General features: G+C 71.9%; 27 protein-coding genes. 11 read left to right on the top strand and 16 right to left on the bottom strand.

The window, feature by feature from the left end; translation table 11 throughout:
• Positions 1–73 precede the first annotated feature (73 nt).
• Both K4B79_RS05905 and K4B79_RS05900 read right to left on the bottom strand, forming a co-directional pair.
• On the bottom strand, positions 74–325 hold the full coding sequence (locus K4B79_RS05905; RefSeq protein ID WP_067430663.1) for a DUF397 domain-containing protein: 252 nt from the start codon (positions 323–325) through the stop codon (positions 74–76).
• Positions 326–1,186 (bottom strand): helix-turn-helix domain-containing protein, encoded by an 861-nt coding sequence (locus K4B79_RS05900; RefSeq protein WP_232025177.1) that lies wholly within the window; start codon positions 1,184–1,186, stop codon positions 326–328.
• A 252-nt stretch (positions 1,187–1,438) separates the two neighbouring features.
• Between K4B79_RS05900 and K4B79_RS05895 the strand changes: the two genes are divergently transcribed.
• The 3 genes from K4B79_RS05895 (at position 1,439) to K4B79_RS05885 (ending at position 4,722) form a co-directional block, all read left to right on the top strand.
• Positions 1,439–2,095 (top strand): ATP-binding protein, encoded by a 657-nt coding sequence (locus K4B79_RS05895; RefSeq protein WP_232025176.1) that lies wholly within the window; start codon positions 1,439–1,441, stop codon positions 2,093–2,095.
• Positions 2,086–2,532 (top strand): hypothetical protein, encoded by a 447-nt coding sequence (locus K4B79_RS05890; RefSeq protein ID WP_232025175.1) that lies wholly within the window; start codon positions 2,086–2,088, stop codon positions 2,530–2,532. Before K4B79_RS05895 ends, K4B79_RS05890 begins: the two co-directional genes overlap by 10 nt.
• A 219-nt stretch (positions 2,533–2,751) precedes the next feature.
• On the top strand, positions 2,752–4,722 hold the full coding sequence (locus K4B79_RS05885; RefSeq protein ID WP_232025174.1) for an ABC transporter ATP-binding protein: 1,971 nt from the start codon (positions 2,752–2,754) through the stop codon (positions 4,720–4,722).
• 53 nt (positions 4,723–4,775) lie between these two features.
• Here K4B79_RS05885 and K4B79_RS05880 read toward each other — a convergent pair whose 3' ends face one another.
• From K4B79_RS05880 to K4B79_RS05865, 4 genes are all read right to left on the bottom strand, one after another.
• Positions 4,776–4,964: a hypothetical protein gene (locus K4B79_RS05880; RefSeq protein ID WP_445276256.1), complete on the bottom strand. Its 189-nt coding sequence runs from the start codon at positions 4,962–4,964 to the stop codon at positions 4,776–4,778.
• A gap of 170 nt (positions 4,965–5,134) precedes the next feature.
• Positions 5,135–5,824 carry a DUF899 domain-containing protein gene (locus K4B79_RS05875; RefSeq protein WP_232025172.1) on the bottom strand — a complete coding sequence of 230 codons (690 nt, stop codon included), beginning with the start codon at positions 5,822–5,824 and terminating at the stop codon, positions 5,135–5,137.
• A 125-nt stretch (positions 5,825–5,949) separates the two neighbouring features.
• Complete coding sequence (locus tag K4B79_RS05870; protein ID WP_232025171.1) at positions 5,950–7,296, bottom strand: amidohydrolase; 1,347 nt, start codon at positions 7,294–7,296, stop codon at positions 5,950–5,952.
• 79 nt (positions 7,297–7,375) lie between these two features.
• Positions 7,376–9,286 (bottom strand): FUSC family protein, encoded by a 1,911-nt coding sequence (locus K4B79_RS05865; RefSeq protein WP_232025170.1) that lies wholly within the window; start codon positions 9,284–9,286, stop codon positions 7,376–7,378.
• A gap of 301 nt (positions 9,287–9,587) precedes the next feature.
• Here K4B79_RS05865 and K4B79_RS05860 point away from each other — a divergent pair, with 301 nt between their 5' ends.
• From K4B79_RS05860 to K4B79_RS05850, 3 genes are all read left to right on the top strand, one after another.
• The gene (locus tag K4B79_RS05860; RefSeq protein ID WP_232025169.1) at positions 9,588–11,699 is read left to right on the top strand and encodes a tetratricopeptide repeat protein; all 2,112 of its coding nucleotides are present in this window, start codon (positions 9,588–9,590) and stop codon (positions 11,697–11,699) included.
• 302 nt (positions 11,700–12,001) lie between these two features.
• Positions 12,002–12,880: a hypothetical protein gene (locus K4B79_RS05855; protein ID WP_232025168.1), complete on the top strand. Its 879-nt coding sequence runs from the start codon at positions 12,002–12,004 to the stop codon at positions 12,878–12,880.
• 92 nt (positions 12,881–12,972) lie between these two features.
• On the top strand, positions 12,973–14,196 hold the full coding sequence (locus K4B79_RS05850) for an extracellular solute-binding protein (RefSeq protein WP_232025167.1): 1,224 nt from the start codon (positions 12,973–12,975) through the stop codon (positions 14,194–14,196).
• Positions 14,197–14,207: 11 nt separating this feature from the next.
• Here the strand turns inward: K4B79_RS05850 and K4B79_RS05845 are convergent, their stop codons facing one another.
• Complete coding sequence (locus K4B79_RS05845; protein ID WP_232025166.1) at positions 14,208–15,005, bottom strand: nucleotidyltransferase domain-containing protein; 798 nt, start codon at positions 15,003–15,005, stop codon at positions 14,208–14,210.
• Between the two features lie 91 nt (positions 15,006–15,096).
• Between K4B79_RS05845 and K4B79_RS05840 the strand changes: the two genes are divergently transcribed.
• Together K4B79_RS05840 and K4B79_RS05835 are read left to right on the top strand one after the other, a co-directional pair.
• Positions 15,097–15,480, top strand: coding sequence for a hypothetical protein (locus K4B79_RS05840; protein ID WP_232025165.1), 384 nt, complete (start codon positions 15,097–15,099; stop codon positions 15,478–15,480).
• 99 nt (positions 15,481–15,579) lie between these two features.
• The gene (locus tag K4B79_RS05835; protein WP_232025164.1) at positions 15,580–16,038 is read left to right on the top strand and encodes a RidA family protein; all 459 of its coding nucleotides are present in this window, start codon (positions 15,580–15,582) and stop codon (positions 16,036–16,038) included.
• Here K4B79_RS05835 and K4B79_RS05830 read toward each other — a convergent pair.
• Together K4B79_RS05830 and K4B79_RS05825 are read right to left on the bottom strand one after the other, a co-directional pair.
• The gene (locus K4B79_RS05830) at positions 15,953–16,687 is read right to left on the bottom strand and encodes an aspartate/glutamate racemase family protein (RefSeq protein WP_232025163.1); all 735 of its coding nucleotides are present in this window, start codon (positions 16,685–16,687) and stop codon (positions 15,953–15,955) included. The two genes, K4B79_RS05835 and K4B79_RS05830, sit on opposite strands and share 86 nt — an antisense overlap.
• A 5-nt stretch (positions 16,688–16,692) precedes the next feature.
• Entirely contained in the window at positions 16,693–18,171 is a 1,479-nt protein-coding gene (locus K4B79_RS05825) for an NCS1 family nucleobase:cation symporter-1 (RefSeq protein ID WP_232025162.1), read from the bottom strand.
• A 181-nt stretch (positions 18,172–18,352) separates the two neighbouring features.
• Between K4B79_RS05825 and K4B79_RS05820 the strand changes: the two genes are divergently transcribed.
• Positions 18,353–19,024: a GntR family transcriptional regulator gene (locus K4B79_RS05820; protein WP_232025161.1), complete on the top strand. Its 672-nt coding sequence runs from the start codon at positions 18,353–18,355 to the stop codon at positions 19,022–19,024.
• Here the strand turns inward: K4B79_RS05820 and pip are convergent, their stop codons facing one another.
• Both pip and K4B79_RS05810 read right to left on the bottom strand, forming a co-directional pair.
• A complete protein-coding gene (pip, locus tag K4B79_RS05815; protein WP_232025160.1) occupies positions 19,025–19,987 on the bottom strand; it encodes a prolyl aminopeptidase in 963 nt (320 codons plus the stop codon). It lies immediately after the preceding gene.
• 9 nt (positions 19,988–19,996) lie between these two features.
• A complete protein-coding gene (locus K4B79_RS05810) occupies positions 19,997–20,806 on the bottom strand; it encodes a uracil-DNA glycosylase (RefSeq protein WP_232025159.1) in 810 nt (269 codons plus the stop codon).
• A 115-nt stretch (positions 20,807–20,921) separates the two neighbouring features.
• Between K4B79_RS05810 and K4B79_RS05805 the strand changes: the two genes are divergently transcribed.
• Entirely contained in the window at positions 20,922–21,488 is a 567-nt protein-coding gene (locus K4B79_RS05805; protein ID WP_232025158.1) for an RNA-binding S4 domain-containing protein, read from the top strand.
• Between the two features lie 36 nt (positions 21,489–21,524).
• On the opposite strand, the gene K4B79_RS05800 is transcribed toward K4B79_RS05805, so the two are convergent.
• The 3 genes from K4B79_RS05800 to K4B79_RS05790 all read right to left on the bottom strand — a co-directional run bounded on the left by K4B79_RS05800 (position 21,525) and on the right by K4B79_RS05790 (position 23,830).
• Positions 21,525–21,980: a DoxX family protein gene (locus K4B79_RS05800; RefSeq protein ID WP_232025157.1), complete on the bottom strand. Its 456-nt coding sequence runs from the start codon at positions 21,978–21,980 to the stop codon at positions 21,525–21,527.
• A gap of 90 nt (positions 21,981–22,070) precedes the next feature.
• Entirely contained in the window at positions 22,071–22,748 is a 678-nt protein-coding gene (locus K4B79_RS05795) for a class I SAM-dependent methyltransferase (RefSeq protein WP_232025156.1), read from the bottom strand.
• Between the two features lie 182 nt (positions 22,749–22,930).
• The gene (locus K4B79_RS05790; RefSeq protein ID WP_232025155.1) at positions 22,931–23,830 is read right to left on the bottom strand and encodes an acyltransferase domain-containing protein; all 900 of its coding nucleotides are present in this window, start codon (positions 23,828–23,830) and stop codon (positions 22,931–22,933) included.
• Between the two features lie 81 nt (positions 23,831–23,911).
• On the opposite strand from K4B79_RS05790, the gene K4B79_RS05785 reads away from it, so the two are divergent.
• The gene (locus K4B79_RS05785) at positions 23,912–24,211 is read left to right on the top strand and encodes a DUF6343 family protein (RefSeq protein ID WP_232025154.1); all 300 of its coding nucleotides are present in this window, start codon (positions 23,912–23,914) and stop codon (positions 24,209–24,211) included.
• Between the two features lie 7 nt (positions 24,212–24,218).
• Here the strand turns inward: K4B79_RS05785 and K4B79_RS05780 are convergent, their stop codons facing one another.
• On the bottom strand, positions 24,219–24,599 hold the full coding sequence (locus K4B79_RS05780; RefSeq protein WP_232025153.1) for a tetratricopeptide repeat protein: 381 nt from the start codon (positions 24,597–24,599) through the stop codon (positions 24,219–24,221).
• A gap of 50 nt (positions 24,600–24,649) precedes the next feature.
• Positions 24,650–25,279 carry a dephospho-CoA kinase gene (gene coaE / locus K4B79_RS05775; protein ID WP_232025152.1) on the bottom strand — a complete coding sequence of 210 codons (630 nt, stop codon included), beginning with the start codon at positions 25,277–25,279 and terminating at the stop codon, positions 24,650–24,652.
• Positions 25,280–25,296: the final 17 nt, after the last annotated feature.

The following is a 25,296-nucleotide window of genomic DNA, read 5'->3' as shown; positions in this document are numbered from 1 at the left end:
GGCGCACTCCGTCATGGCGACAGCCTCAATCATTAGCGACAACCCAGCAATTGGGCTCGATCGAGCCCAGAGATCAGGAAAGCAGGAAGTCGGCCTCCCCCGCCTTGGCGCCCTCGATGAACGCGGTCATCTCGTCCGTGGTGTAGATGAGCGCCGGACCGTCCGGGTCGGTGGACTGCCGGACGGCGATCCGGCCGTCGGCAAGCTTCATCGCCTCCACGCAGTTGCCGCCGTTGCCGCCGCTCCACGGTTTGTGCCAGCCTTCGCTGCCCAAGTCCCGCGCGGGCATGCCGTTGTAGACGTTGCGCGGCTTGATGCGATCCATTCACAGCTCCTTGCGGAGATCCTTCAGGATCTCCTTCGTGCGATGTGCAGTAGCGGCCTGCGCCGCCATGCGGTCCATGACCTCGAGGTGGGTCGCCACCTCCACGCGCGCGTCCAGGTAGACGGCGCCGGTCAGGTACTCGCTGTAGACCATGTCCGGCAGTTCGGACACGGCAAATCGGAAGAGCACGAAGGGCCCGTAGGTGCCCGGGTGCGGCCCGTTCGCGAACGGGGCGACCTGGAGCGTGACGTTGGGCAGCTTCGTGGCGTCGAGCAGCTTGTCGATCTGGGCACGCATCACCTCCGGACCGCCGACGGGGCGGCGCAGCACGGTCTCGTCCATGACGACCCACAGCCGGGGCGCGTCCGGACGGGTGAGCAGACCCTGGCGTTCCATGCGCAGGGCGACATGGCGCTCGATGTCCTCGGGGCTGGTCTGGCCGATGGCGCCGGAGCGCAGGACGCCACGCGCGTAGTCCTCGGTCTGGAGCAGTCCGGGCACGAAGTGCGGCTCGTACTGGCGGATCAGGGCGGCGGCGCCCTCCAGGCTGACGTGCATCGAGAACCAGCCGGGCAGGACGTCGTGGAACCGCTGCCACCAGCCGGGCCGGTTGGCCTCCTCGGCGAGCTGGACGAAGGCCTCGGCCTCCTGGTCGGTGATGCCGTAGGCCTTCAGCAGCAGCTGGAGGTACGGGATCTTGAGGGCGACCTCGGCCATCTCCATGCGCCGGACCGTGCCGGGTGCGACGCGCAGGATGCGGGCGGCCTCCTCGCGTCGGAGCCCGGCGCGCTCCCGCAGATCCAGGAGGCGCCGGCCGAGCACGACCTGGCCGACTGTCGGCGCGGACCGCGGTTCGCTCACCCTCCACCTCCACAAAGTCCCTGGTCGGGCGGCCACAGGGGATCGGACCGGCCTCGCGGCACGCTGACAGTGCTGCGGCGCCATTCGAAGACCTATTCGAAGATCTGTACGGATGGGTACGGATCTTCGGTGATCCCAACTGGCGCCGCTCGACGTGCTGTTGCGAGCAGTGTGCCACGGCACCTCACCACGTCACACAGCACTCTGCATTTTTCAGAGTGACACTTGCCAAGTGTTCACGTCGGGGCGATAGTGGCAAGCGTGATTCCGTCCGCGCCCTTAGGAACAGACGCCGCCGCAGGCCGCCCCCTCGGTCTCGGTGCCGCCCCGGCGAAGGGGCCCGACAGGGTCGCCACCGAGCGCCGGTTCCGGTTCGAGCTGGCCGCCCATCCGGGTTCTCCCGCGCAGGCCAGACGCCTGACAAGGGCCCGGCTGACCCATTGGTCGGTCGGCGAGGACACCTGCGACTCGGCCGCCCTCGTGGTGACCGAGCTGGTCACCAACGCCATCGTGCACACCGCGAGCCGCCGTGTGGTCTGCGAGCTGCACGACGGTGACGACCTGGTGCGCATAGCGGTGCGTGACGAGGGGTGCGCGCCGGGCGAGCCCCACCCGTCACCGCAGCGGCCCGAGGAGGAGCACGGGAGGGGATTGCTCCTCGTCGAGGCCCTGTGTCATTCGTGGGGTGCCCATGAGCACGGCCCGGGGCTGCTGGTCTGGGCGGATCTGCCGCGCAAGGCCGACGAGCCCCGCACCGACACCGGTCCCCGCAACGACCTGGGCTGGGGAGCCCGCCCGAAGCCCGGCCCGTCCGGCGGCTCGGGCGAGGAGGACGCGGCGGAGACCCACCACCGAGCGGCGCCCGACACCGAGGCCCGCGACCACCGGACGGGAGGTGCGTGGGTGTGAGGGCCGGCTCCGGCGGCCAGGTGTTCACCCTGGACACGCTGGTCCGCCTCCGACGCGGACTGCGTACACCGGGGACACCCCGGCCCCTGCGGCTGCCGGTGCCCGACGGCATGACGGTGCCCCTGGGCTGCGACGCGGTGGCGGTACCGGCGCGGCTCGGCCCTCAGGTGATGTCACGACTGCCACGACCCGGATGCGTCTACGCCGATGAGGCGCACTGGTGGTGGCTCGTGCCGGCCGACTCCGACTACGCCCTGGAGTGGCCCGCGCCCGCCCAGTACGCCACCGGGGCGATAGTTCCGGACGCCCCGGTGGTACCCGATCTGCTGCACCGGCCGGAGGGGACGGTGCCGTACACGCCCCCGATACCGCTGTATCTGGCGGTGTGCCGGCTCACGGGGACGACGCCGACGTGGTCTCGGCCGGTCAGCGCGTAAGCGCTCCGCTTCGGGTGCCGAGTTACTGCGGGTTGTTTGTCGCGTGCGGGTCGCGTGTGGCTTGTCGCGCCGTTCCCCGCGCCCCTTAGAAGGGGCGCTGCTGGACCCGGAGTTCACAGGTGTGCGCCCGCGCGCTTCCCCCTCCCCTTTCTGCGCCCTGCCCCAGGGAGTCCGCCCCCGCGATAGTGGCCTCCGTCCAGGGACCGGGGGAGGACTGCGGTGGGAAAGCGGAAGGCTGCGGAGCAGCCCGGGGTCTCCGAGTCGGAGCGGCTGCTCTTCGGGGGGCCGCTGCGGTACGACGTGGGGTGGAACTCGCATGAGGACGCGTTCCTGGAGCTGAACTTCCGGGCGATGGTGACCCGCCTGCCGTCGCTGCTGACGGCGAGTTTCCGGCTGGCGTGGCAGGCGGACCGGCCGGCGGCGCGGATCGTGCTGGCCGCGGAGGTGGGCCGGGGCCTGTCCCAGGCGGTGAGTCTGCTCGCCGTCAACAGCGTGCTGGGCCGGCTGATCGGCGGGGGCACGCTGGAGGAGCGGCTGCGGGGCGCCGTACCCGCGCTGGTCGTGATGGCCGCCGTGATGATGGTCGGGGCGCTGCTGCGGGCCGCGTCGACGTACGCCACCGGACGCCTCGAACCCAAGGTGGAGCGGGTGGCGACCGAGCGGTACCTGGAGCGGGCGGCGACGGTGGAGCTGGCCGCGATCGAGGACCACACCTTCCACAAGCTGCTGGACACCGCGCAGTACGGCGCCGTCTCCGCCCGGCGGATGATCTCGTACGCCACGCGCGTGGTGAACGCGATGATCTCCCTGATCGCGGCGGCCGGTGTGCTGACCGTGCTGCATCCGGCCCTGCTGCCGCTGCTGGTGACGATGACCCTGCCGAGCGCGTGGAGCGCGCTGACGATGGCGCGTCGCCGGTACGCGTCGTTCCACGCCTGGGTCCAGCATGTGCGCGCGGGCCGGCTGCTGGGCGCCCTGCTGATCGAGCCCGAGGCGGCGCCGGAGGTCCGTGTCCACGGCGTGGGGCCGTTCCTGCTGCGTCACTTCCGCGCCATGGCCGAGACGGCCGAGGCGGAGCAGACCCGGCTGGCCCGGCTGGCCGCGGGCACCGGTCTGATCGCGGCCGGGTGGACGGGCCTGGCGACGGCGGCGACCTACGCGACGCTCGGCGGGCTGCTGCTGGGGGGCGCGATGGCGCTGTCGGTCGCGGGTACGGCCGTGATCGCCATCCGTACCGGTTCGCAGAGCCTCGACACCTTGGTCGTCGAGGTCAACGCGCTGCACGAGGAGGCCCTGTTCGTCGGCGATCTCCAGCGGCTGCACACCGAGGCTGCCGCATGGGCCATCCCGGTGGGCGGCACCGCGCTGCCGGACGATCCGCGCGAGATCCGGTTCGACAACGTCAGCTTCACCTATCCGGGTGACGCGACCCGCCCCGCCCTCGACGGGGTGACGCTCTCCGTCCCGCTCGGCAAGATCGTCGCGCTGGTCGGCGAGAACGGCTCGGGCAAGACGACGCTGGTGAAGCTGCTGGCCGGGCTGTACTCGCCCGGCGAGGGCCGGATCCTGTGGGACGGCGTGGACGCGGCGGGCGCGGACCGGCGGCTGCTGGCGGAGCGGGTCGCGATGGTGGCCCAGGACTTCAAGCGGTGGCCGTTCACGGCCCGTGTGAACGTGGCGGTGGGGCGCCCCTCGGTGCCGGCGACCGACGAGCGGGTGGACCACGCGGTCGGGGAGGCCGGGGCCCAGGAGGTGCTCGCGGATCTGCCGCGCGGCCTGGACACGCTGCTGGCGCGCAACTTCAGCGGCGGCCACGAGCTGTCGGGCGGTCAGTGGCAGCGGCTCGGCATCGCCCGGGCCGCGTACCGGCGCGGGCGCATCCTGATCGTGGACGAGCCGACCGCGGCGCTGGACGCGCGGGCCGAGCTGGAGGTCTTCGAGAAGATCCGCGCCCTGGCCGGCACCGGCCAGACGGTCATCCTCATCACGCACCGGCTGGCGTCGGTGCGCCACGCGGACCTGGTGCACGTACTGGAGCAGGGCCGGCTGGTGGAGTCCGGCACACCGGACGAGCTGCTGGCCTCCGGCGGGGTGTACGCGGAGCTGTACTCGCTCCAGGCGGAGCAGTTCACCAAGGTGCCGAGCGGCCCTGGTCTGCCGGACGACGTGCCCGCCCCGAAGGCGGGCTGATCCGTCGGCCCGGTCGCGAGGCGCGACCCTCCGGCCATCGGCGGAGTGACCCGTCAGGCCACCGCGTCGACGGCTCCTTCCGCGCTGCGCACGATCACCAGGAACGTGTCCGTCGCGAGATCCATGACCACCTCGGCGGGCAGTCCCTCAAGACGCCGCGCGTGCGCGAACTCCTCCGCCGGCCAGGAGCCTCGCGGCCCACCTGCGGGAAAGCGTTCGAGCACTGTTCGCCCGTTCACCACCCTGCACCTCCAGAAAGCGTTGTACTCATCCGTAGGAGTACTTGTAGGAGTTAACGCCTTCCAGGGGCCGAACGCCTCGCTCAGTTGCGGGACTGAGACGTAGTTGACACTCGTTCAGCGCGAAGGGTGAGAATTCGGTTACTCAGTGGTCACTTTCGCTACGGAATGTGTCAGTCCTCGTACTCGTCGTGATATCGGATGCGCTCACTGCCCGCGGGCGCCCCCAGAGTGGACGCGCGCCCCTTGGGTTCCTCCCACTCCTCCTGCCGTCCCAGCGCGGTGAGATCCAGCAGGCTGGTGGTGGAGCCGAGTCCGTCGAGGCCGCGTTCGTAGGTCGAGTAGGTGTGGAAGACCCGGTCGTGCTCGCGCAGGAAACAGCTGATCCCCGGCCGCTCGACGCGTTCTCCCTCGTGCTCCAGGGTCACCTCGAAGTCGCGGTTGAAGTCGCTCGCGTACGACGAGTACCAGGGCACCGTCCAGCCCATCCGCGCCTTGAACGGCAGGATCTTCGGGTACGGCGCCCGGGACACGGCGGCGAACGTCGTCCCCCGTGCCTTCAGATGGGCGAGGTGCCCGATCTGGTCCAGGAAGGCCGAGCAGCTGCGGCAGCCGGCCTCCCACTCGGGCGCGAACATGAAGTGGTATACGACGAGTTGGTCGCGGCCCTCGAAGAGGTCGAGCAGCGTGGCCTTGCCGTCGCCGCCCTCGAACACGTACTCCGTGTCGATCTCGACCATCGGCAGTCCGCGCCGCTCGGCGTTGAGGGCGTCCCGCGCCCGCGTGACCGCCTTCTCCTTGAGCAGCAACTCCTCGCGCGCCGCGCGCCACTGGGCCCGCGAGACGATCTCCGGAAGCGACATGACCCCTCCTGTGCAACGGTCCGTTCCGGGTGGTGACCGACGGGAGGGGCGGAACTCATCGCCGCCGCGGGATTTTTTTCCGCACGGATTTCTTCCGGGCTCCTCAGGGCCGTGCCGCCGGCCTCTCAGGTGTCGTACTCCTGGATCCGCTTCCCATGACTGCGGTCGACGAGGGCGGGCAGCCGCTCCCCCAGTTCCGCCACCACTGTGGGTACGTCGATGGTCAACAGCTCGCGGTCGCGCATGAGGATCCGGCCCTCGACGATCGTCGTGCGCACGTCGGAGGAGCGGGCGCTGTGCACGAGGGTCGCGGCGAGGTCGTGCACGGGCTGGGTGTGCGGCCCGGTGAGGTCCACGAGGACGAGGTCGGCGCGCCGCCCGGGCGCGATACTGCCGATCCGGTCGCCGAGGCCCACCGCGCGGGCGCTCTGGAGGGTGGCGTGGTGCAGGGCCTGGCGGGAGGTCAGCCAGCGGGGGTCGCCGGTCGTGGACTTCTGGATCAGAGCGGTGAGCGCCATCGACTCCCACACGTCGAGGGAGTTGTTGGAGGCGGCGCCGTCCGTGGCGAGCCCGACGGGGACGCCGATGTCGTGCAGGGCGCGGACCGGTGTGGTGGTGGGCCAGGCGAACTTCAGATAGCCGCGGGGAGCGGTGGCCACGGCGGTGAGACCGGCGGCCCGCGCGAGGAGGGGCAGGTCGCGGTCGAGGATGCCGGAGCCGTGCGCGATGAGGACGTCGGTGTCGAGGATCCCGGTCCGTTCGAGGACCTCGATCGGGGTGACACCGTGCCGGGCGAGGCTGGTCTCGGCCTGGTCGCGGTTCTCGGAGGCGTGCAGATGGACGGGCAGACCGTGTTCGCGGGCGAGGTCGGCGGTGGCGGTGAGGTCGGCGTCGTCCACGGTGTAGGGGGCGTGCGGGGCGAGGGCGGTGGTGATGCGGCCACCGGCGCCACCACGGTGTCGTAGCGCGAACTCCAGTGACGCTTCCCGGCCCTGGGGCCCTTGTGAGGAGAAGTACGCCTCGCCGAGGTGCGCCCGGATCCCGCACTCCTCGACCACGGCGGCGACGGCGTCCATCGAGAAGTAGTGGTCGGCGAAGCAGGTGACACCGCCGCGGATCATCTCCGCGCAGGCCAGCTGCGCCCCCAACGTCACGTCCCGCCCGGTGAGGTTGGACTCGGCCGGCCAGACGACGTCGTTGAACCACTCCTCGGTGGGCAGGTCCTCGGCGAGTCCGCGCAGCGCCACCATGGGCGCGTGCGTGTGGCAGTTGACGAGGCCGGGGAGGGCGACCTGTCCGCGGGCGTCGATGCGCTGCCGGGCCTCCACCGTGGCCGGGGTCGTGGTGACGGACTCGATGACTCCGTCCCGTACGACGATCGTGGCGTTCTCCTCGAACCCGATCCGTTCTTGGTCGTCGTGCACGAGGGCGGTGCATCCGGTGATGACGAGGTCGGCGGGAGAGTCGCTCATCACGCCAACGTACGACGAGGCCGGCGTGTCGTGTGCGCCGAACCGCGCATCCCGTCGCCGCCGCGCCCTCAGGGTGCGCTCACCCGGCGACGCGCAGTTCGGGGATCCGCAGATGGCCGCGCTCGCGCTCCCTGTCCAGTTCGTCGAGGAGTTCGGCGAGGCGCTCGGTGTGCCGGGCCGTGAGGCGGCCGGTGTCGTCGAGGTGGACGGCGCAGGCGGTGACGGTGTCGACGAGCCGTTCGAGGGTGGCGGCCACCTCGTCGGCACCCTCCGAGTGGCGTGCGAGCGGGGGCAGTTCGGCGGCGGCGAGGGCGATGGCGGTACGGGCTTCGGCGAGCGCGCGGTAGGCCTCGCGGCGCAGGGTCCAGCGGGCGGTACGGCTGTCGGGGTCGGGGGCGGTGACGTCCGTACCGGCACCGGCGTGCAGCGCGTGGGCGTCGGACTCGCGCAGGACGTGGGCCAGGTACGCCTGGGCCGCCTCGCCCGCCGCGGCGAGCCTGGCCCGTACTCCCCCGGCCCGCTGTCCGGGCATCGGCAGATGTCCGACGATCAGGACGATCGCGCAGGCCAGCAGCGTCTCCGCGATCCGTCCGGCGGAGGCCTGCGGTTCGCCGCCGACCATCACCAGGGCGAGCACCAGGACGGTGACGACGGCGGTCTGCGCGGCGAAGTGCCGCGTGGCGACCGGTATGAGCGCGCCGCTGACGGCGACGAGCACGATGAGCCCTTCGGGCCGGGGCAGCACGGCGGCGAACCCCGCGAAGAGCAGCGCCCCCAGCACCGTCCCGGCGGCCCGGCACAGCACGCGCGAGACGAGCGGGCCGAGATCGGGCTTGACCAGGAAGACGGTGGTGGCGGGCAGCCAGTACCAGTGCTCGTGCTGTCCGTACCACTGGGTGTGGTGCAACGCCTGGGCGGCGGCGACGCTGGCCCCGAAGCACAGGGCGACCCGCAGACCGTACTCCCGCCCGCCGGCCCCGAACACGGACCGCAGCACATCCCCGATGCCGTGCCTGCGGGTGTGCAGATCGCTCCCCCGGCCCCGGTCGAAGGCCTCGGCGGCGTGCAGCAGGGCGTCGTCCAGGGCGCGCAGCCCGGGCGCCGAGCGGGAGGGCGCGGGCAGCGGCCCGGTGTGCGTGTTGTCGCGTACGGCGGCGGCGAGGCGCCGGGGTCCCGCGGCGGAGCGCCGGGACACCGGGTCCCCGGTCCAGGCCAGCGCGGTCGCGGCCTCGGCGATCGGGAGTGCGGCGGCGTACTGGGTGTGCAGGCGTCGTTCGGCCGCGGAACTGGCATACCGCCGCAGCCGGGGTCCGGCGAGGGCGTCCTGCGCATGATCCAGCGCGGCGGTGAGCGCGACCCGCCGGGCGGTGGCGTCGTCGCTCCCGACGGCGTCGAGCAACTCGGCGACGGCGTCGTACACCCTGGCCACCGCCTCCCGCTCCCCGTCGAACCGGAAGTCCCCGGCGAGCGAACCGGGGGTGGGCAGGACGAGCCGCAGGCCGAGCAGCCATCCGGCCCCGACGAGATAGGCGACCGCCCGTTCCCATCCGGCCTCCGGGAGCGGCATCCCGGCCCCGATCGCGGACGCGACGAGCAGTTGGGTCCCCGCCGCGGAGGACACCGGCCCCACGGCACTCAGCCCACCGGCCGCCAACCCGACCAGCGTGAACAGCAACGTCAGCAGCACGGGCCCGACATGGTCTCCGGCCTGCGTCCCCACCAGCAGTCCGACCGCCCCGGCCGACGCCGGCGCCCCGATCCGCTTCACCGAGACCCGTCGGCTCCCGGGCCGGTCGTTGATCCCGGCGAGCATGGCACCGATGGCGGCGACGACTCCGAGGGACTCCCGCCCCGCCAGCACGGCCACCAGCAGCACCGGCCCGGCGGCCAACACCCCCCGCACCACCGCGTTCCACGGCACCGGCCCCCGCTGCGCACGCAGGGCATGCGCCAGCCAGGGCGGCAGGGACAGAGCGAGACGACGCGACACGGGGCTCCTGTCGTCGGTACGAGGCGGGGGTGAGCCTTCGGGCGACGGCGGCCGGGCTTGTGCACCACGGGCCTTCTCGGGTACGGCCCGTGTTCTCCACGGTAGATCGCGTTGTTGGAGGCTTCGGAACGCTCGTGTTACTCACGTGTGACGATGCCTGCACATGGCATGTTCTTTATGAACGCAATCACCGTCCCTGCGACCGTCCCCAGTCCCCGTCCCCGTCGGGCGGTTCCTCCGCCGCCGCGACGCACGTGTGCAACGCGAGCTCCTGGGACGTCAGTTGTCATACTGTGGAGGGATGGCGCTGCATCATCACGGCGAACGGGAGTCGGACGCCCGCGCGGGTCGGAAACCCACCGCAGCTCCGGCCACCGCCGGTCACCGTGCAGCGCGCCACGTCACCGCCGGTGTGGCACAGGTCCGCCCCAACCCCTGGTACGGCCTCGAACTGGTACCGGAGGGGCATGTGCCCGAGCTCCCGGAGCTCCCACTGCACACCGCCGCCGGGGTGCTGGACGAGCAGCACCGTCACTGTGCGAACCCCGCGTGCGGGAAGCCGGTGGGGCGGGGGCACGAGGGTGAGCCGGGGCGGGTCGAGGGAGTGTGCCCGCACTGCGGCACCCCGTTCGACTTCAGCCGGCCTCTGGGCCGGACCGTCGCCGGGCGCTACGAGCTCGAACACGTCCTCGGGTCGGGGGCGTACGGGGCGGCCTATCTGGCCCGTGACCGCAATCTCGACACGCATGTGGTCCTCAAGCACCTGAACCAGTCGGTCGCGCAGACCGCCCTGGACGAGCGGAACGCCCTGGTGGGGCTGCGGCACGACAGCATCGTCCGCATCCTGGGCTACGAGCCGGAAGGACCGCACCTGGTCCTGGAGTACGTCCCGGGCGCCCCGCTCGCCGCGCGGGACGACGATCCGCTGGAGACCCTCCTCGCGCACGGCATCCGCGTGCTCCAGGCACTCGACTACCTGCACGCCCGAGGACTGCTGCACTGCGACGTCAAGCCGCTGAACATCATCCGGTTCCGGGAGGAGGGCGCCACCGGCCCGCTCGACCGGGTGCGGCTCATCGACTTCGGCTCGGTCCGGTCGCGCAAGGACACCGGCCCGGTCGTCGCGTACACGAAGCCGTACGCGCCGCCGCAGGAGGACAGGGAGCACGCCGAACCCACGGCCGGTTTCGACCTGTTCGGGCTCGGGCGCACGCTGCTGGAGGTGTGCAGCGCGCATCTGAAGAACCGGACGGCCCCCGGCGTCCACTCGCTCGAACTGCTGCTCCAGCGCGCCACGGACGTCACCCAGCCGGAGCGGAGATTCGTTTCGGCACGGCAGTTCGGAGAGCAGCTCAGCGGGGTGGTCCGGCAGCTCGTGGCGGCATCGCCGACCGGTCGGCAGGTGGCCCGCCCGTCGGCCCTGTTCGGCTCGATGCCCGAACCGCTGCACGGCGGACTGGGGGTGGCCAGGCCGCTCGGCGACTGGGTCCGGGCGGTCCCGGACGAGGACGGGCTGCTGACGCTGCCCGAGCCGTTCTCCGCGCCGAGGCTCGGGGAGATCGCCGTAGCCCTGCCCACTCCCCTGGCCGATCCCGACGATCCGTACATCGGCGAGTCGGCCGGGAACGCGCTGGCGGAGAGCCGGCTCGCGCTGCGCAGGAAGGACGTGGCGCTGGCCGCGCGGGCGCTGGAACGCTCGGGCCTGGAGCCGTGGCACTGGCTGCACGCGTGGTACTCGGGTCTGATCGCGCTGGCCCGTGAGGACGCCGGGCTCGCGTCCCACCACTTCGGCGAGGTGCGGCAGACCGTGCCGGGCGAGTTGATCCCGCAGCTCGCCCTGGGCCTGTGCGCCGAGTGCGACGGTGACCGCGGCCTCGCCCTGGCCCACTACGCCACGGTCTTCGCCACCGCCCCCGCGCTCGGCGCGGCCGGCTTCGGCCTGGCCCGCGTGCTCCTGCCGGCGGGCCGCCGCGAGGACGCGGTGGCCGCCATGGAGCGGCTGGCCCAGGAGTTCGGCCACGAGCGCGAGGCCCGGATCGCCGCCGTACGCCTGCTCGGCACGGTTCTCGTACCACCGGCACGGGCCACCTCACGGACGCTCGCCGCCCCTCCCACCGAGGACGACCTGACGCAGGCCCGCGAGACCCTGGCCGGGCTCGATCTGGACGACGCCGCGGCCGCCGGGCTGCGGGCGGAGATCCAGTACGCCGAGTTCCTGCGCACCCGCGACCGGCTCGCACTGTCCGAAGCGGTACGGCAGTTGGGCGCGTACGCCCCCACCGAGCGGGAGTACGTCGCCCTGGTGGACCTCGCGAACCGGCTGCGGCCCCCTCCGGAACGCCGCTGGTTGCGACGGCTCGGACGAACCGGTCGCGCCCGTTTCCGCGGCACACCCGACACGCTAAGCTCCTGAGGCACTACGCAGCGGGACACGCCGGTGCGGACGCAGGTCATATGTAGGTCGGTCGTACGCAGGGTGACACGCAGGGACGCGGTCGGATGGTGCTCGTGGGGGACGAACCACCTTCAGGGCTCGACGGATCACCTCCGGGGGTCGGCTCGGCGAGGGCCGTGGACACCGGGGCCGGGCGGAACAACACGTCGGAGCAGTCATCGCCGCGCCCTTCCCGGCGGTCTGTGCGGTCCGTGTGGGGCGTGTGGGGCGTGCGGGGCACGCTTCGAGCCCGTGTCGCGCGCCTGCGAGCGACGCACCCCGTGCGGGTGCTGCGGTGGCTCAGGGCGGGCGCGCTCACCTCGGTGCTCGCCACCGGGCTGCTGTATCTGCTGGTCTCCGCCCAGGCCGACCACCAGATAGCCGCCGCCCGACGCACCCAGGAGGCCATACAGAACCTCGACCGGGCCCACGCCACCGCCCTGGCGGCGGACAAGGCGCTCGGCGAGGTCTCCGCCACCGGGCAGGCCGACCTGATCGGCACGGGCACCGACTTCGCCAACGCCACCGCCCGGGTGAACACCCTCGTCACCGCGTCCACCCAGGGCAACGCGGCCGGGAAGCAGGGGCTCAGCCAGATCCAGTTCGTCCAGGGGCAGTTGACCACCAGCGTGCAGCTGGCCGAGGAGGCCGCCGAGGGCTACGAGCACAGCGGCCGGGCCGGTCTGGACACCGCCCGCGAGACACTGACCCGCGCGCGCGAGCGGGATCCCGCGACGGGCGATCCCATCCCGGGCACCGGCGGCCTCATGGAGTCCCTCACCGATCTCCGGAACCTTCAGCAGTCGGCGCTCGACCGCCAGCGGGACTCGCGGTCGCTGCGTCCCCCTTACGTCTGGTCCCTGCTCGTCGGCCCGGTGGCCGTCATGGTCGTGTGTGTCCTCGTCACCCGCCATGTCACCGTGCGCCACTTCCGACGCCGGCTCAGTCCGCAGCTCGGGATCGCGCTCGGAATCACGGCCGCGGTGGGCGTCACCACGGCCGCCCTCTGCCTGCACGACGCCCGGCGGCTGACCGCCGATCCCCTGGTCGGGCTCCCGCTGACGATGGCCCTCGCGCTGTCCCTGCTGATGGCCGCGGGCGTGCTCACGCACCTTTCGTACCGGCCCCGGCTGGCCGAGTACAGGTTCCCGCGGTCGTGAGGGGCCGGAGGGTGCCCGGGATCGGGCGGAGAGCCGGGGCCGTACTCATGCACTGGGTACGCATGCGCTGGGTGCTCATGCGCTGGGTACTCATGCGATGGGTACTCATGCGATGGGTGCTGACGCTCGGGCTGCTCGTGGCCGTGGCCGGCTGCGGTGGCGGGCCGCGGGAGGACCGGGTGACGATCATGATCCCCTGGTCCGGCGACGAGTTCCAGGCGTTCTACTCGGTCATCAGGACCTTCGAGCGGGACACCGGCATCCAGGTGGACGTGCAGGCCACACGGGCCCTCACCCAGCAACTGGACGCCGCGGTCGCGGCAGGCGCGCCGCCCGACCTCGCCATGCTGCCGAGCGTGGGGGCCATCAACGAGTACGCGGGCAAGGGGCTCAAGCCGCTCGACGTGTCCACGACGTCGTACGTGGAGCCGTTCCGCGGGCTGACGAAAGTGGGCCGGACCACCTACGCGGTGCCCGTGAAGGTGGACGTCAAGAGCCTGGTCTGGTTCGACCCCGGGGCCCCCGAGCGTCCACCCGCCGCTCCCCTCTCGCCCCGGAGGGCCGCCACCTGGTGCCTCGGACTGGAGTCCGGGCCGACCTCCGGCTGGCCGGGGGCCGACTGGATCGCCGACATCCTGCTCGCCCACGGCGACGGCACGGCCTACCAGCGGTGGCTCTCCGGCGAGTTGAAGTGGAACTCGCCCGAGGTCCACGCCGCGTGGACCGGTTGGCGGCGGCTCGTCGAGGGCAGCCTCGCCGACGCGCCCACCCGGAACTTCAGCCGGGCCGCCGAGGGGATGACCACCGAACCGCCCACATGCTCCTTCGCCCACGGCGCCCTGTCCGCCATGAGCTTCCCGAAGGGCGCGCGCTACGACTTCGTGGCCTCCTCCGACACCCGCCGGCTGGAGGTGTCGGCGGACTTCGTCGGCATGTTCACCGACGACAACCCGAGTGCCGAAGCGCTCATCGCCTACCTCGCGGGTCCCGAGGCCCAGCAGTCCTGGGTGAACCAGCGCGGCGGCTACGCCTTTTCGGCCCACGGCCGGGTGACCCGGTACGGCAATCCCGTCCAGCGCCGGATCGCACAGCTGCTCCGGCCGCACTCCGGCCACACGCTGTGCTTCGGCGCCGCCGACGCGATGAGGCCCGACGTGTCGGCCGCCTTCTACCGGGCCGTCCTCACGTACGCGACGAACCCGGACGCCGACGACACGGACCTGCGCGCCCTCCTCACCGACCTCGACGCGGTCCAGGACGTCCTGGGGGACGCCGACCCCGACATCTCCGGCAAGCTCTGCGCGACGCTGGCTTGAGAGGGGCGGCATCAAGAGGCCGAGGCCGCGGACTTCATCGCCGTGGCGAAGAGCCGTTCGGCCTCGTCGACAGCAGCCGTCAGCACGTCCCCGGCATCGCCACCACCCGCACCCGCACCCGCACCCGCACCCGCCACGATCCCGTCCACCGCCCGCAACCCGGCCCGCTCCAGCAGCCGCTTCTCGTTGGTCACCCACTCCCCGCGCGCCGCCAGTACGGCGTGCCCCGTCTGCACCGCGGCCGTGGCGACGGCTCCGGCGACCTCGGTGAGGCGGCCGGCCGGGGCGTGGTTCGACCTCGCGTAGGCGAGGGTGGCGCGAGCCGTGCCGTACCAACGCTCGTTCGCCGTACGCCGCAGCTTCTCCGGAAAGGCCTCCGGGCGCGGGAGTTCGCCGCGCAGCACACAGTTGATCGCCAGTTCCGCGACCACCAGATAGCTGGGAATCCCGGCGAGATGGAACAACAGCGGCTCCACCCGGAACCGCCCTTCCTCCGCCTCCGCCAGCTCGTGTTCTACGACGTCCAGGTCGCGGTAGTGCACATCCACGCGCCGTCCGTCGATCGTGAGCCAGGCGCCTCCGTTGAACACCCCGCCGCCCCAGCCGCCGACCTCGGACACCTCGCCCTCCCAGCCGAGGGCGCGCAGATCGGCGGGGTCGAAGGGGCCGCGGTAGTACACGGCCAGGTCCCAGTCGCTGGCGGGGGTGTGCGTGCCCTGGGCGCGGGAACCGCCGAGGGCCACCGCCCGGACCGTGGGGAGGGCGGCGAGACGGTCGGAGACGGCGTCGGGAAAGTCGGCGTCGGACAAGGCGAGACCCCCATTGTCAGTGGTGCGCGATATCAATGAATCAGTCACTCAGCGTAATGGCAGATTCGACGCGACGACGGGGGAAATCGCGATGCCCGCACACCGGACGGACCACGGGGACGACGACCGCGCCGCCTGGCGGCCGCCGCCCCGCACCCATCTCTCGGCCGCGGGACTGCGCGTGCGGGGCTGGACACCCGGCCTGGTGCGCCACCTGCTCGGCGAACCCGACCTGTTGCGTCCGCACCCGCACCTCCGCTCGGCTCCGCAGACCCGCCTGTACCGCCTGGAGCGGGTCCGGGCCGCCGAGCGGAGCGGAGAGTTCCGGGCCGTGTGGGCAGCAGCCGCGCGCCGGTCGACCGCGGCGAGGGCCGCGGCGGCGCGCAGACGGCGGGTGGTGCTCCGGCGCAGGGTGTACGCGTCGCTGCTCGCGGCCGGGAAATTCGGATGCGGCGGTGGCCCCGGCCTCAGATGATCGGGCCGTCACCCCTCGCCCTTCGCCTCTCGCCTCTCGCCTCTCGCCTCTCGCCTCTCGCCTCTCGCCCTTAAGCCTCCACCCATGTCAGGAGCCCCCGTGATCCAGCGTGTCACCGTCCCCGGTCTCTTCCCGCCGCCCACCTACGCCCACGCCTCCGTCGTCGAGGCCGGCACGAAGCTGGCCTTCCTCGCGGGCTCCGTACCCCTCGACGCCGACGGGAAGGTCGTCGGCGAGGGAGACCCCGTCCGGCAGGCCGAGCAGGTGATCGCGAATCTCGGTGAGCAACTGCGGGCGGTCGGCAGCGACTTGGAGCACGTCGTGTCGACGGACGTGTACGTCGTGAGCGGTGAGCCCGCGATGCTGTCCGCCGTGTGGGACGTCGTCGAGGCGTCCGGGCTCAGCACCGGACCGCACTCCTCGACGCTGATCGGGGTCGCCTGCCTCGGATACAGGGGCCAGCTGGTGGAGATCACGGCGACGGCGGTCGTCCCGGAGGAGGAGCCCCCCACTGCCGCCGCTTCGGCACCGGCTTCGCGTAGCTCCCGGCCCGACTAGTGGTGAGGCCCAGCGCGACCAGTGACTCGGCGAGCCTGACCGCCGCCGCGACCCCGTCGACGACAGGGATGCCGAGCTTCTCCCCCACCACCCGCTGGAGTCCGGTCATCCCGGCGCAGCCGAGGACCAGCACCTCGGCGCCGGCCGCGCACGCCCGCTCGGCCGCCGTCAGGAACGCGGCCTCGGTACGCGCCGTGTCCCCGAGGTCGAGGACGCCGAGGCCCGTGCCGACGACGACGGCGCAGTTGCGGCCCACGCCGGCCAGTTCCAGGCTGTCCTCGATCTGGCCGCACGAGCGTTCCAGCGTGGTGATCACCCCGTACCGGCGGCCGAGCAGACAGGCGAGATGGGCGGCGGCCTCGGTGATGTCCACGACCGGGACGTCCACCAACTCCCGGACGCCTTCCCGCCCGTGCTCGCCGAAGCCGGCCATGACCACGGCGTCGTAGGGGCTCTCGTACGTCCGCAGCAGGTCGATGACCGCCGCCGCCGAGAGATAGCTGTCGAGCCAGCCCTCGGCCGACTCGGGCCCCCAGGCCGGGGTCAGCCCGGTCACGGTGGTGCCCGGGCCTGCGGCGGCCCGGGCACCTCGTACGATCTCCTCGGTCATCTCCTGCGTGGTGTTGCAGTTGGTGACGACGATCCGCACGTCTCTCAGACCTCCACGGACGTCTCGGTGACGGCCACGGAGTTGGCCGCCCGCTCGGAGCGGCACAGAGCCAGGTACAGGCCGGCGGACAGCGCCGTGCCGATGAACCAGGAGTAGGGCGCCACCTCGCTGAACTCGCCCCACAGGGCGAGCACCGCGGCGACCGCGGCCGACGGCAGGAACGCCCACAGGGCCTTGGGGTTGACGCCCTTGCGGTAGTAGTACGGGGAGCCGGGCTCCGCCTTGAACAGGTCGTCGACGTTGATGCGGCCCTGCTTGACCAGGTAGTAGTCGACCATGATCACGCCGAACAGGGGGCCGAGGAAGGCGCCGAGACCGCCGAGGAAGTAGTTGACGACCGTGGGGTTGGAGAAGAGGTTCCACGGGGTCACCAGCAGGGCGACCACGGTGCTGATCATGCCGCCGACCTTGAAGGTGATCTTCTGCGGCCAGACGTTGGCCAGGTCGTACGCCGGTGAGACGAAGTTGGCGACGATGTTGACGCCCATGGTGGCGATGGCGAAGGTCAGCGCGCCCAGCACCAGCACCCAGGTGTTGCCGATCTCGGCGACGAGGTGGGCGGGCTCGGTGATTTCCTTGCCGAACACCTCGAACGCGCCCGCCGTGACGACGACCGACAGGATCACGAAGGCGGTCGAGTTGACCGGCAGGCCCCAGAAGTTGCCGCGCCTGACGCTCTTGTAGTCGGGCGAGAAGCGGGAGAAGTCGCAGAAGTTGAGCATCAGCGTGCCGTAGGTGGCGAGAATCAGGCCGACCCCGCCGAACCACTGCCGCCACTGCTCGCCGACGGAGACCGGGTGCGGGGTGCTGGTCAGCGAGATCGTCCAGCCGGCCTTCCAGAGGATCCACACGGCCAGGGCGATCATCACGACCCAGATGGCGGGACCGCAGAAGTCCTGGAACTTCCGCACGGACTCCATGCCCTGGCTGATGATCGCCGCCTGGATCAGCCACAGCGCGACGAACGACACCCAGCCGAGCGCGTCGAGCCCGAGGAAGGAGTTGTGCGTCCAGGACTCCAGGCCCGGCCAGGCCGCGAGCAGCATCACGTTGACGGCGACGGAGGCCAGGTAGGTCTGGATGCCGTACCACATGATGGCGATGACGGCCCTGATCAGGGCGGGGATGTTGGCGCCCCACACGCCGAAGGCGATCCGGCTGACCACGGGGAAGGGGACGCCGGTGCGCTGTCCGATGCGGCCCATCATGTTCATCCCGATGTAGATGATCACGAAGCCGACGAGCAGGGACGTGAAGATCTGCCACACGTTCATGCCGAGGAAGAGCAGTCCGGCGGCGAAGGTGTAGTTGCCGAGGTTGTGGACGTCGGACATCCACATGGCGAAGAGGTCGAAGACCTTCCAGTTGCGCTTCTCCGCGGGCGCGAGGTCTTCGTTGGTGAGCCGGGGGTCGGGGACGAACGCTGCTGCGCCGGTGGCTTCGGCGGACTCGGCGAGGGACACGGGGCCTCCATGAGGAGCCGGGGACGGAGGAGGAGCACTCGGGGGGTGGCTGGTTTCCGGTCGCTTGGCAACGCGTTTGGTATACCAAACTGCGGACATGGTCCTCTCGTCAACCATTCCGGCCGATGTCGTTACCGTTAACGCTCCGTAAAACACGCCCCGGGTCGGCGAGGATGGGCTCATGAGCTCCACGACGACGAAGATCGAACCCATCGGCGCGGTGCGCGAACGCGTCCTGGCCACGCTGCGGCAGGAGATCATCTCGGGCGGCCTGCGCCCCGGCGACCGACTCGTCGAACGGGAACTGGCCGAGCGCTTCGGTGTCTCCCGGGTGCCGGTCCGCGAGGCGATCCGCGCCCTGGTCGCCGAGGGCTTCGTCCACTTCGAGACCCCGCGCCGGATCGTCGTACGCCGTCTCACCCCCAACGACGTCAAGGAGCTCTTCGAACTGCGCGAGGCGCTGGAGGTCTACGCGGCCGGACTCGCCGCGGCCCGTGCGACCCCCCAGGACCTCGCCGAGGTCGAGGAACTCCTCGACCGGGCCGCCGCCGCGACCGAGGCGGGCGACGCGGAGACGATCACCGACGTCAACAGCCGCCTCCACGACCGCATCGTCGCGATGGCGGACAACAGCCTGCTCATCGAGGCCCTGGAACCCGTCGCCGGCCGGCTGCGCTGGATGACCCGGCGCAACGAGGAGTGGCCCCAACTCCTCGTGGAACACCGCGAGTTGTACGAGGCGATCGCATCCGGCGACCCCGACCGGGCCCGCGCCCACGCCCTCGCCCACGTACGGACCAACTACGACTCGACGGTACGGCAGCTGTTCGGCGAGGCCGCCGAACTCACCTAGCTAGGAGCGCGCGTACTTGTCCGTCGCCGCCACCAGAGCCTCGGCGACGGCCGGAGCCCCCGCGTTGTGCCCCACGTCGTCGACGAGCACCAACTCGCTGCCGGGCCAGGCCTGATGGAGGCGCCACACGGTGCCCAGCAGGTTCCCGAAGTCGAGGCTGCCCTGGACCAGGGTGCCGGGGATGCCCTTCAGCAGCGGGGCGTCGCGCAGGACGACCCCTTCGTCGTTGCCCTCGCCGAGGAAGTGGTCGTTGCCGAAGTAGTGCGTGACGGTACGGGCGAAGCCCATCCGGAACCGCTCGTCCTCGTACCGCGGCACCGACCGGGGCGGCGCCGGGACGCAGGCCGTCTCCCAGTCCGTCCAGGCCCGAGCGGCCCGCGCCCGCACCTCGGGGTCGGGTGACTCGATCAGCCGGTTGTAGGCGGCGGCGAGGTCGCCGTCGCGTGCGTCGGCCGGCAGCTCACCGACGAACCGCTCGAAGGCCTCCGGGAAGATCTGCCCGAGCCCCCTGGTGAGCAGGGCCGCCTCGGGGTTGGAGCCGGTCGCGACACCCGTCAGGACCAGCTCGCTCACCGCCTCCGGACGGGTCTGCGCGTACCGCAGCCCGAGCACCGAGCCCCACGACACCCCCCACACCAGCCACCGCGCGATGCCCAGTTCCCGCCGCAGTACTTCCAGGTCGGCGATCAGATGAGCCGTCGTGTTCACGCTCATGTCGGTGTCGTACGCGCTCGCGTGCGGTGTCGAACGCCCGCAGCCGCGCTGGTCGAGCAGCACGATCCGGTACGCGGCGGGATCGAAGAGCCGCCGGAAGTAGGGCACGCAGCCGGACCCCGGCCCGCCGTGCAGCACCAGCGCCGGCTTCCCGGCCGGGTTCCCGCAGGTCTCCCAGTACACGCGATGGCCGTCGCCGACATCGAGCATGCCGTGGTCGTACGGTTCGGTCTCCGGGTAAAGGGGCATCCGGCGAACCTAACCCTCGTACGGCAGCCGTGTCCCCTCGTTTTCCCGGCGCAGTCCCGCCGCCTCCGCCGCCGTCCCCAGCACCTCCCGCAGCATCGCGGGCGTCAGCCGTCCGGTGAAGGTGTTGCGCTGGCTGACGTGGAAGCAGCCGAAGAGGTCGAGGCCGTCGCGCGAGCCGTCCCCGTCGAGTGTGAGGCGGGCGCCGTGGGCGAAGGCGGGCCGGGGTCGGGGCACCCGCCATCCCGCCTCCGCGAACGCCGGCAGCGCGGCCTGCCAGCCGAAGGCACCGAGCACGACCACGGCCCGCAGGGTCGGCCGCAGCAGGTTCAGCTCCTGTACGAGCCAGGGCCGACAGGTGTCCCGCTCCTCGGGGGTGGGCTTGTTGGCGGGCGGGGCGCAGTGCACGGGCGAGGTGATCCGCACGCCGTGCAGTTCCAGGCCGTCGTCCAAGGAGACGGCCGTGGGCTGCGAGGCGAGTCCCACGTCGTACAGCGCCTGGTACAGCACGTCCCCGGAGCGGTCGCCGGTGAACATCCGCCCGGTCCGGTTGCCGCCGTGCGCGGCCGGGGCCAGGCCGACGATCAGCAACCGGGCGTCCGGCGGGCCGAACCCCGGCACCGGCCGACCCCAGTACGTCCAGTCGGCGAACGCGGCCCGCTTCGTCCGGGCCACCTCCTCACGCCAGGCGACCAGCCGCGGACAGGCCCGGCAGCCGGCGATCCGCTCATCGAGCCGCCCCAGCCCGCCGAGCCCATCAAGCCCGTCGAGCCCATCGAGTCCGCCGTGACCGGCCGGCCCGTCCCGACCGCTGCTGTCCATTCCCCCACCGTACGAAAGAGCCGGGCCCGACACCGAAACGGCCCTGTACACCCACCCCGTTCCCGCCCCGAAAACCCATCCGCTCCTCCCTCCCCAGGGCATTAAGGTCAGAGGCATGGCTGCTGAGCACGCGGACGACAACACGACGGGCGGGACGAACGGCACCGACGCCGACGCGGGCACGACCACGCGCACCGGCACCGGCCAGGAGACCGCCCCGCAGGACCTGGACCCCACGGTCGCGGCCGCCGTGTCCGCCGCCGAGGCGGCCGGCCCGCAGAGCGGCGAGAGCGTGCGCCTCGACAGCTGGATCTGGTCCGTGCGCCTGCTCAAGACCCGCTCCATGGCCGCCACCGCCTGCCGGGGTGGCCATGTCCGGGTGAACGGCGAGCGCGTGAAGCCCGCGTACTCCGTGCGCGTCGGCGACGAGGTGCGCGTACGGCAGGAGGGCCGGGAGCGGATCGTCGTCGTCAAGCGGCTCATCCGCAAGCGGGTCGGGGCCCCCGTCGCCGCCCAGTGCTATGTCGACAACAGCCCGCCGCCCCCGTCCCGCGAGGCCGTCGCCCCCATCGCCCTCCGCGACCGTGGCGCGGGCCGCCCGACCAAGCGCGACCGCCGCGAGCTGGAACGCCTCCGGGGCCTGGAAGCCTCCCGCAGGAGCGCCGACCACCAGAAGCCCTGACCCCCGACACCAGCCCCCGCGTGTCACCGGCCCCCGTCACCCTCGCCGTGTCACCAGCCGCAGCAACCGCCGGTTGCTGTCCCGCCGTGCCCAGGCGATGAGGGCGAGCAGCAGGATCAGGATCAGCGGTGTGGCCGCGTTCTCCCCGTTGAAGTAGGTGAGGGTGACGACGAAGGCGCCCACCATCAGGCCGCTCAGCGCGATGGCCGCGACGGACTGCAGGACCGGGATCACCAGGGCGATCGCTCCGGCGAGTTCGAGGAGGCCGATGGTGTACATCCCCGCGCTGCCCCAGCCCATCGTCCCGAAGCCCTCGGCGGCCGAGGGGTGCGCGATCAGCTTGGGCACCGCGCTCGCGAACGCGTAGAACAGCGCGAGGACGGCCTGAAGCGCGCGCAGGGCGATCCGGGCACGGCGCCCGCGAGCGGTGGCGGACTCGCCGATGACGGTGACGGACGCGGTGGGGGTGACGGAAACGGTGGTCTCGGACATCGGGGTCTCCTGTGTGAAGCGGTTCGTGGTGCTGTCACAGAGGTAGACCAGGGCCCGTCCGGAAACTCATCGCCGTATCCCGCCCACTTGTCAGGCGGGGACCGCCCGCACCCATATCCGGTCCTCCGTCAGATACCGGTCCACGCGCAGCCCCGCCTCCCCGAGTGCCTCCTCGAACTGTTCCTTCGTCAGCGGTCGGGCCCGGAAGGTCTGTGTCCAGGTGGCGTCCGGGAACTCGTACTCCGCGCGCACCGAGTTCACTCCGTCGCCGAGCGGCTCCGACGAGGCGATGCGCAGGGTGAAGCCGCTGGGGTCGACCCGCTCGCGCGGCACATCGGTGTGGTAGTCCTCGCCCTCGCGCTGGATGAGCACACAGCCGCCCGGCGCGACATGGCGGAGGCAGGTGCGCAGCAGCGCGCGCCGCACCTCCACGTCCCCGGTGTGGACCAGGAAGGACGCCAGCAGCACCACGTCGAACGTCTCGCCCAGGTCGAGGTCCTCGATCCGACCGCATATCGTGCGCGCCCCGCGGACGCGCTCCAGCATCTCGGCGGACTCGTCCACCGCCGTGACCGTCAGGCCCCGCTCCTGGAGCGGATGGGTCATGCGCCCCACTCCGCTGCCCAGTTCCAGGAGGTGCGCGCCCGCCGGTACCGCCCCGGCGACGATGTCCGGCTCCGGCCCCACCGGTAGCCGTGAGTAGAGCTCGACCGCACACCCGTCCGGCGTGATCGCTCCGTGCCCCGTCCCTTGATGTCCCGCTCGCATCTTCAGCTCCATGCCCGTCCAACGGCCCGTATCCGCACGGCCGTTCCCACCCCTGCCGCCTTCACCCGTACGAGTGAGAAACGACGAGCGAGGAACCACGAGTCAGGAACGACGGACGAAGAAGCACGGGTCAGGAGCCACGAGTCAGGAACCACAAGCCAGGAACCGAGCGAGCCCTCCGCCTACAACGGAAACCACCCGTGCCCGACGTACCAGTGACCCCCCGCCCGCAGATGGTCCCCCACCGCCCGCTCCACCGACGTACGCCTCGGCAGGCTCTCCACCGGCAGGTCCGGGTCCCCGAAGACGAACTGGACCGGCTCGGTGTCCGCCGGCTCCGTGTCCTCGCGGGCGACCCGGAAGCGCTCCTGGAACCGGATGATGTTGGAGTCGGCGAGCAGGTACCGCTTCAGCTGCGGGTCGAGCAGCCAGGAGTGGCAGAGCGCGACCGGGTACGGGTCCTCGGGATAGTGCCGGGCGAAGAACTCCCGGGCCAGTGCCAGCGAGCGGTCGCAGGCGGCCGGTGACAGCGGGCCGAGGAAGTCGGGGATGTGCAGGTTGAGACAGGGGGTGCCGGGGGCCACGTCCAGCCCGGCCGCCGCGAGCGCCGACCTGGTGCGCTCCCCGCACCGCGCCCGCTCGAACTGGAGCCGCCCCAACTGGTAGAGCTCGCCCCGGAAGTGATGGGTGAGCCAGCGGGGCGCCAGGACGCCCGGGAGTCCGTAGCGCCTGCGGTGCACGGCCATGTTGCGCCCGAGGTCGGCGAGGGTGCGCCGGGAGACGTCGGCGGGCACACCGCGCTCGCGGTGGTACGCGCGCGTGTGCGGCAGCGCCGCCACGAACACGTACGCCGGGAAGCAGCGGTTCAGGGCACCCGACGGCCAGTCCAGCTCGGGCAGCTCGATCGCGCTGTCGGTCTCGCCCATGTCCCGGACGAGCTCCTCGACCGAGGCCTCCAGGAAGCGCCGCAGTTCCGGGTCGTCCGTGACCCGTCGGCCCATCCTGACGAGGTCGTTGATGTCCTCGTGCGATACGGCGAGGTCCAGCAGCACCTCGGCCAGCTCGTCGGCATCCGGCAGCACGCGGTGAACCCCCTGTCCGGACCCCTGAGCGGAGCCCTTTGGTGAACGCTCGCTCCGAAGAGTACGTTGCAGACAGGAGTGATGATCCGGGGAGTGGTGATCCGGATGCGTACGGGCAGTGAACCGACGACCGCGCGCAGTGCGCTGCGGGTGCGTTTCTGGCTGAGCGTGTGGGGGCTGGTCTGGGCGGTCTTCGGCACGGTCGCCTTCGCTCTGGCCGGGCGGCCGGGCTGGGCGATCGCCTGCGGGGTGCTGTGGCTGGTGATCACCGCCGACATGGCCATGATCCTCAGGCACATCCGACAGGGCCCGCATTACCAGCCGGGCCCCGACATCCCGCCCTACCGCCCGCCCGAGAACCGCCGTCCCGGGTCCCCGTAGCAGCGCCTCAGCCCTCGAAGCGCGCCGCCTTCACGAACTCCGGTTTGGGATCGAGCGCGGCCGCCAGCCGGAAGTGACGGCGGGCCTGCTCGGGCCGGCTCTGGCGCTCGTAGGTCCGGGCGAGCGCGAAGTGCGCGAACGCGTTGTCCGGTTCACGCTCCAGGACGATGGTGAACTCCAGCTCGGCGGGCCGCAGTTGCGCGGCCGCGAAGAAGGCGCGGGCGCGCAGCAGCCGTGCGGCGGTGTTCTCCGGGTGCGCGGCGATGACAGGGTCGAGCAGCTTCACCGCACCCTGCGGGTCCCGTGCGGCGAGCAACTGCTCGGCGGCACGGAAGTCGATGACATGCGTCTCCGGAGTACGTCCGGTCGATCCGCTGGTCTGGGGCACGGCAGAGTCCTTCCCTCACTGGAAGGGTTCAACGCCCGGACGGCGGCCCGCTATTCCTGAGAGGCGTCCGGAGCTTGCCGAGGCGCGTGGGCTCTGCGGACGAGTTCGTCCCATACGTCCCGCACGCGCCGCCGCAGCTCGTCCAGGGGTACGTCGTTGTCGACGACGATGTCCGCGATCTCCCGGCGCTTGTCACGGGTGGCCTGCGCGGCCATGCGCGCGCGTGCGTCCTGCTCGGTCATGCCGCGCAGCCGCACGAGGCGGTCGAGCTGGGTCTCGGGGCTCGCGTCGACGACGACCACGACGTCGTAGAGCGGCGCGAGGCCGTTCTCCGTGAGGAGCGGGACGTCATGGACGACGACGGCGTCCTCGGCGGCCGCGCTCTCCAGTTCGCGGGAGCGGGCGCCCACCAAGGGGTGCACGATCGAGTTGAGCACGGCGAGCTTGTCGGCGTCGGCGAAGACGATCGAGCCGAGTTTCGGCCGGTCCAGGCCGCCGTCGGCCGTGAGCACCTCCGTACCGAAGGCGTCGACGACCGCGGCGAGACCGGGCGTGCCCGGTGCGACGACCTCGCGCGCGATACGGTCCGCGTCGATCAGTACGGCCCCGCACTCCACGAGCAGCCGTGACACCTCGCTCTTGCCGGCACCGATGCCGCCGGTCAGGCCCACCTTCAACATGTCCGGCAGCTTAGGCC

This window comes from Streptomyces lincolnensis (genome assembly GCF_021173675.1).
Lineage (GTDB): Bacteria > Actinomycetota > Actinomycetes > Streptomycetales > Streptomycetaceae > Streptomyces > Streptomyces lincolnensis_B.
This window is presented reverse-complemented; position numbering and strand designations above follow the sequence as displayed.

Bases quoted from the DNA above. Each gene is read 5' to 3' on its own strand.
- K4B79_RS05905 (WP_067430663.1), bottom strand. From the start codon at position 325: ATGGATCGCATCAAGCCGCGCAACGTCTACAACGGCATGCCCGCGCGG.
- K4B79_RS05785 (WP_232025154.1), top strand. From the start codon at position 23,912: ATGATCCGGGGAGTGGTGATCCGGATGCGTACGGGCAGTGAACCGACG.
- K4B79_RS05870 (WP_232025171.1), bottom strand. From the start codon at position 7,296: ATGAGCGACTCTCCCGCCGACCTCGTCATCACCGGATGCACCGCCCTC.
- K4B79_RS05875 (WP_232025172.1), bottom strand. From the start codon at position 5,824: ATGTCGCTTCCGGAGATCGTCTCGCGGGCCCAGTGGCGCGCGGCGCGC.
- K4B79_RS05860 (WP_232025169.1), top strand. From the start codon at position 9,588: ATGGCGCTGCATCATCACGGCGAACGGGAGTCGGACGCCCGCGCGGGT.
- K4B79_RS05850 (WP_232025167.1), top strand. From the start codon at position 12,973: ATGCGATGGGTACTCATGCGATGGGTGCTGACGCTCGGGCTGCTCGTG.
- K4B79_RS05810 (WP_232025159.1), bottom strand. From the start codon at position 20,806: ATGGACAGCAGCGGTCGGGACGGGCCGGCCGGTCACGGCGGACTCGAT.
- K4B79_RS05800 (WP_232025157.1), bottom strand. From the start codon at position 21,980: ATGTCCGAGACCACCGTTTCCGTCACCCCCACCGCGTCCGTCACCGTC.
- K4B79_RS05805 (WP_232025158.1), top strand. From the start codon at position 20,922: ATGGCTGCTGAGCACGCGGACGACAACACGACGGGCGGGACGAACGGC.
- K4B79_RS05795 (WP_232025156.1), bottom strand. From the start codon at position 22,748: ATGCGAGCGGGACATCAAGGGACGGGGCACGGAGCGATCACGCCGGAC.
- coaE (WP_232025152.1), bottom strand. From the start codon at position 25,279: ATGTTGAAGGTGGGCCTGACCGGCGGCATCGGTGCCGGCAAGAGCGAG.
- K4B79_RS05840 (WP_232025165.1), top strand. From the start codon at position 15,097: ATGCCCGCACACCGGACGGACCACGGGGACGACGACCGCGCCGCCTGG.
- K4B79_RS05820 (WP_232025161.1), top strand. From the start codon at position 18,353: ATGAGCTCCACGACGACGAAGATCGAACCCATCGGCGCGGTGCGCGAA.
- pip (WP_232025160.1), bottom strand. From the start codon at position 19,987: ATGCCCCTTTACCCGGAGACCGAACCGTACGACCACGGCATGCTCGAT.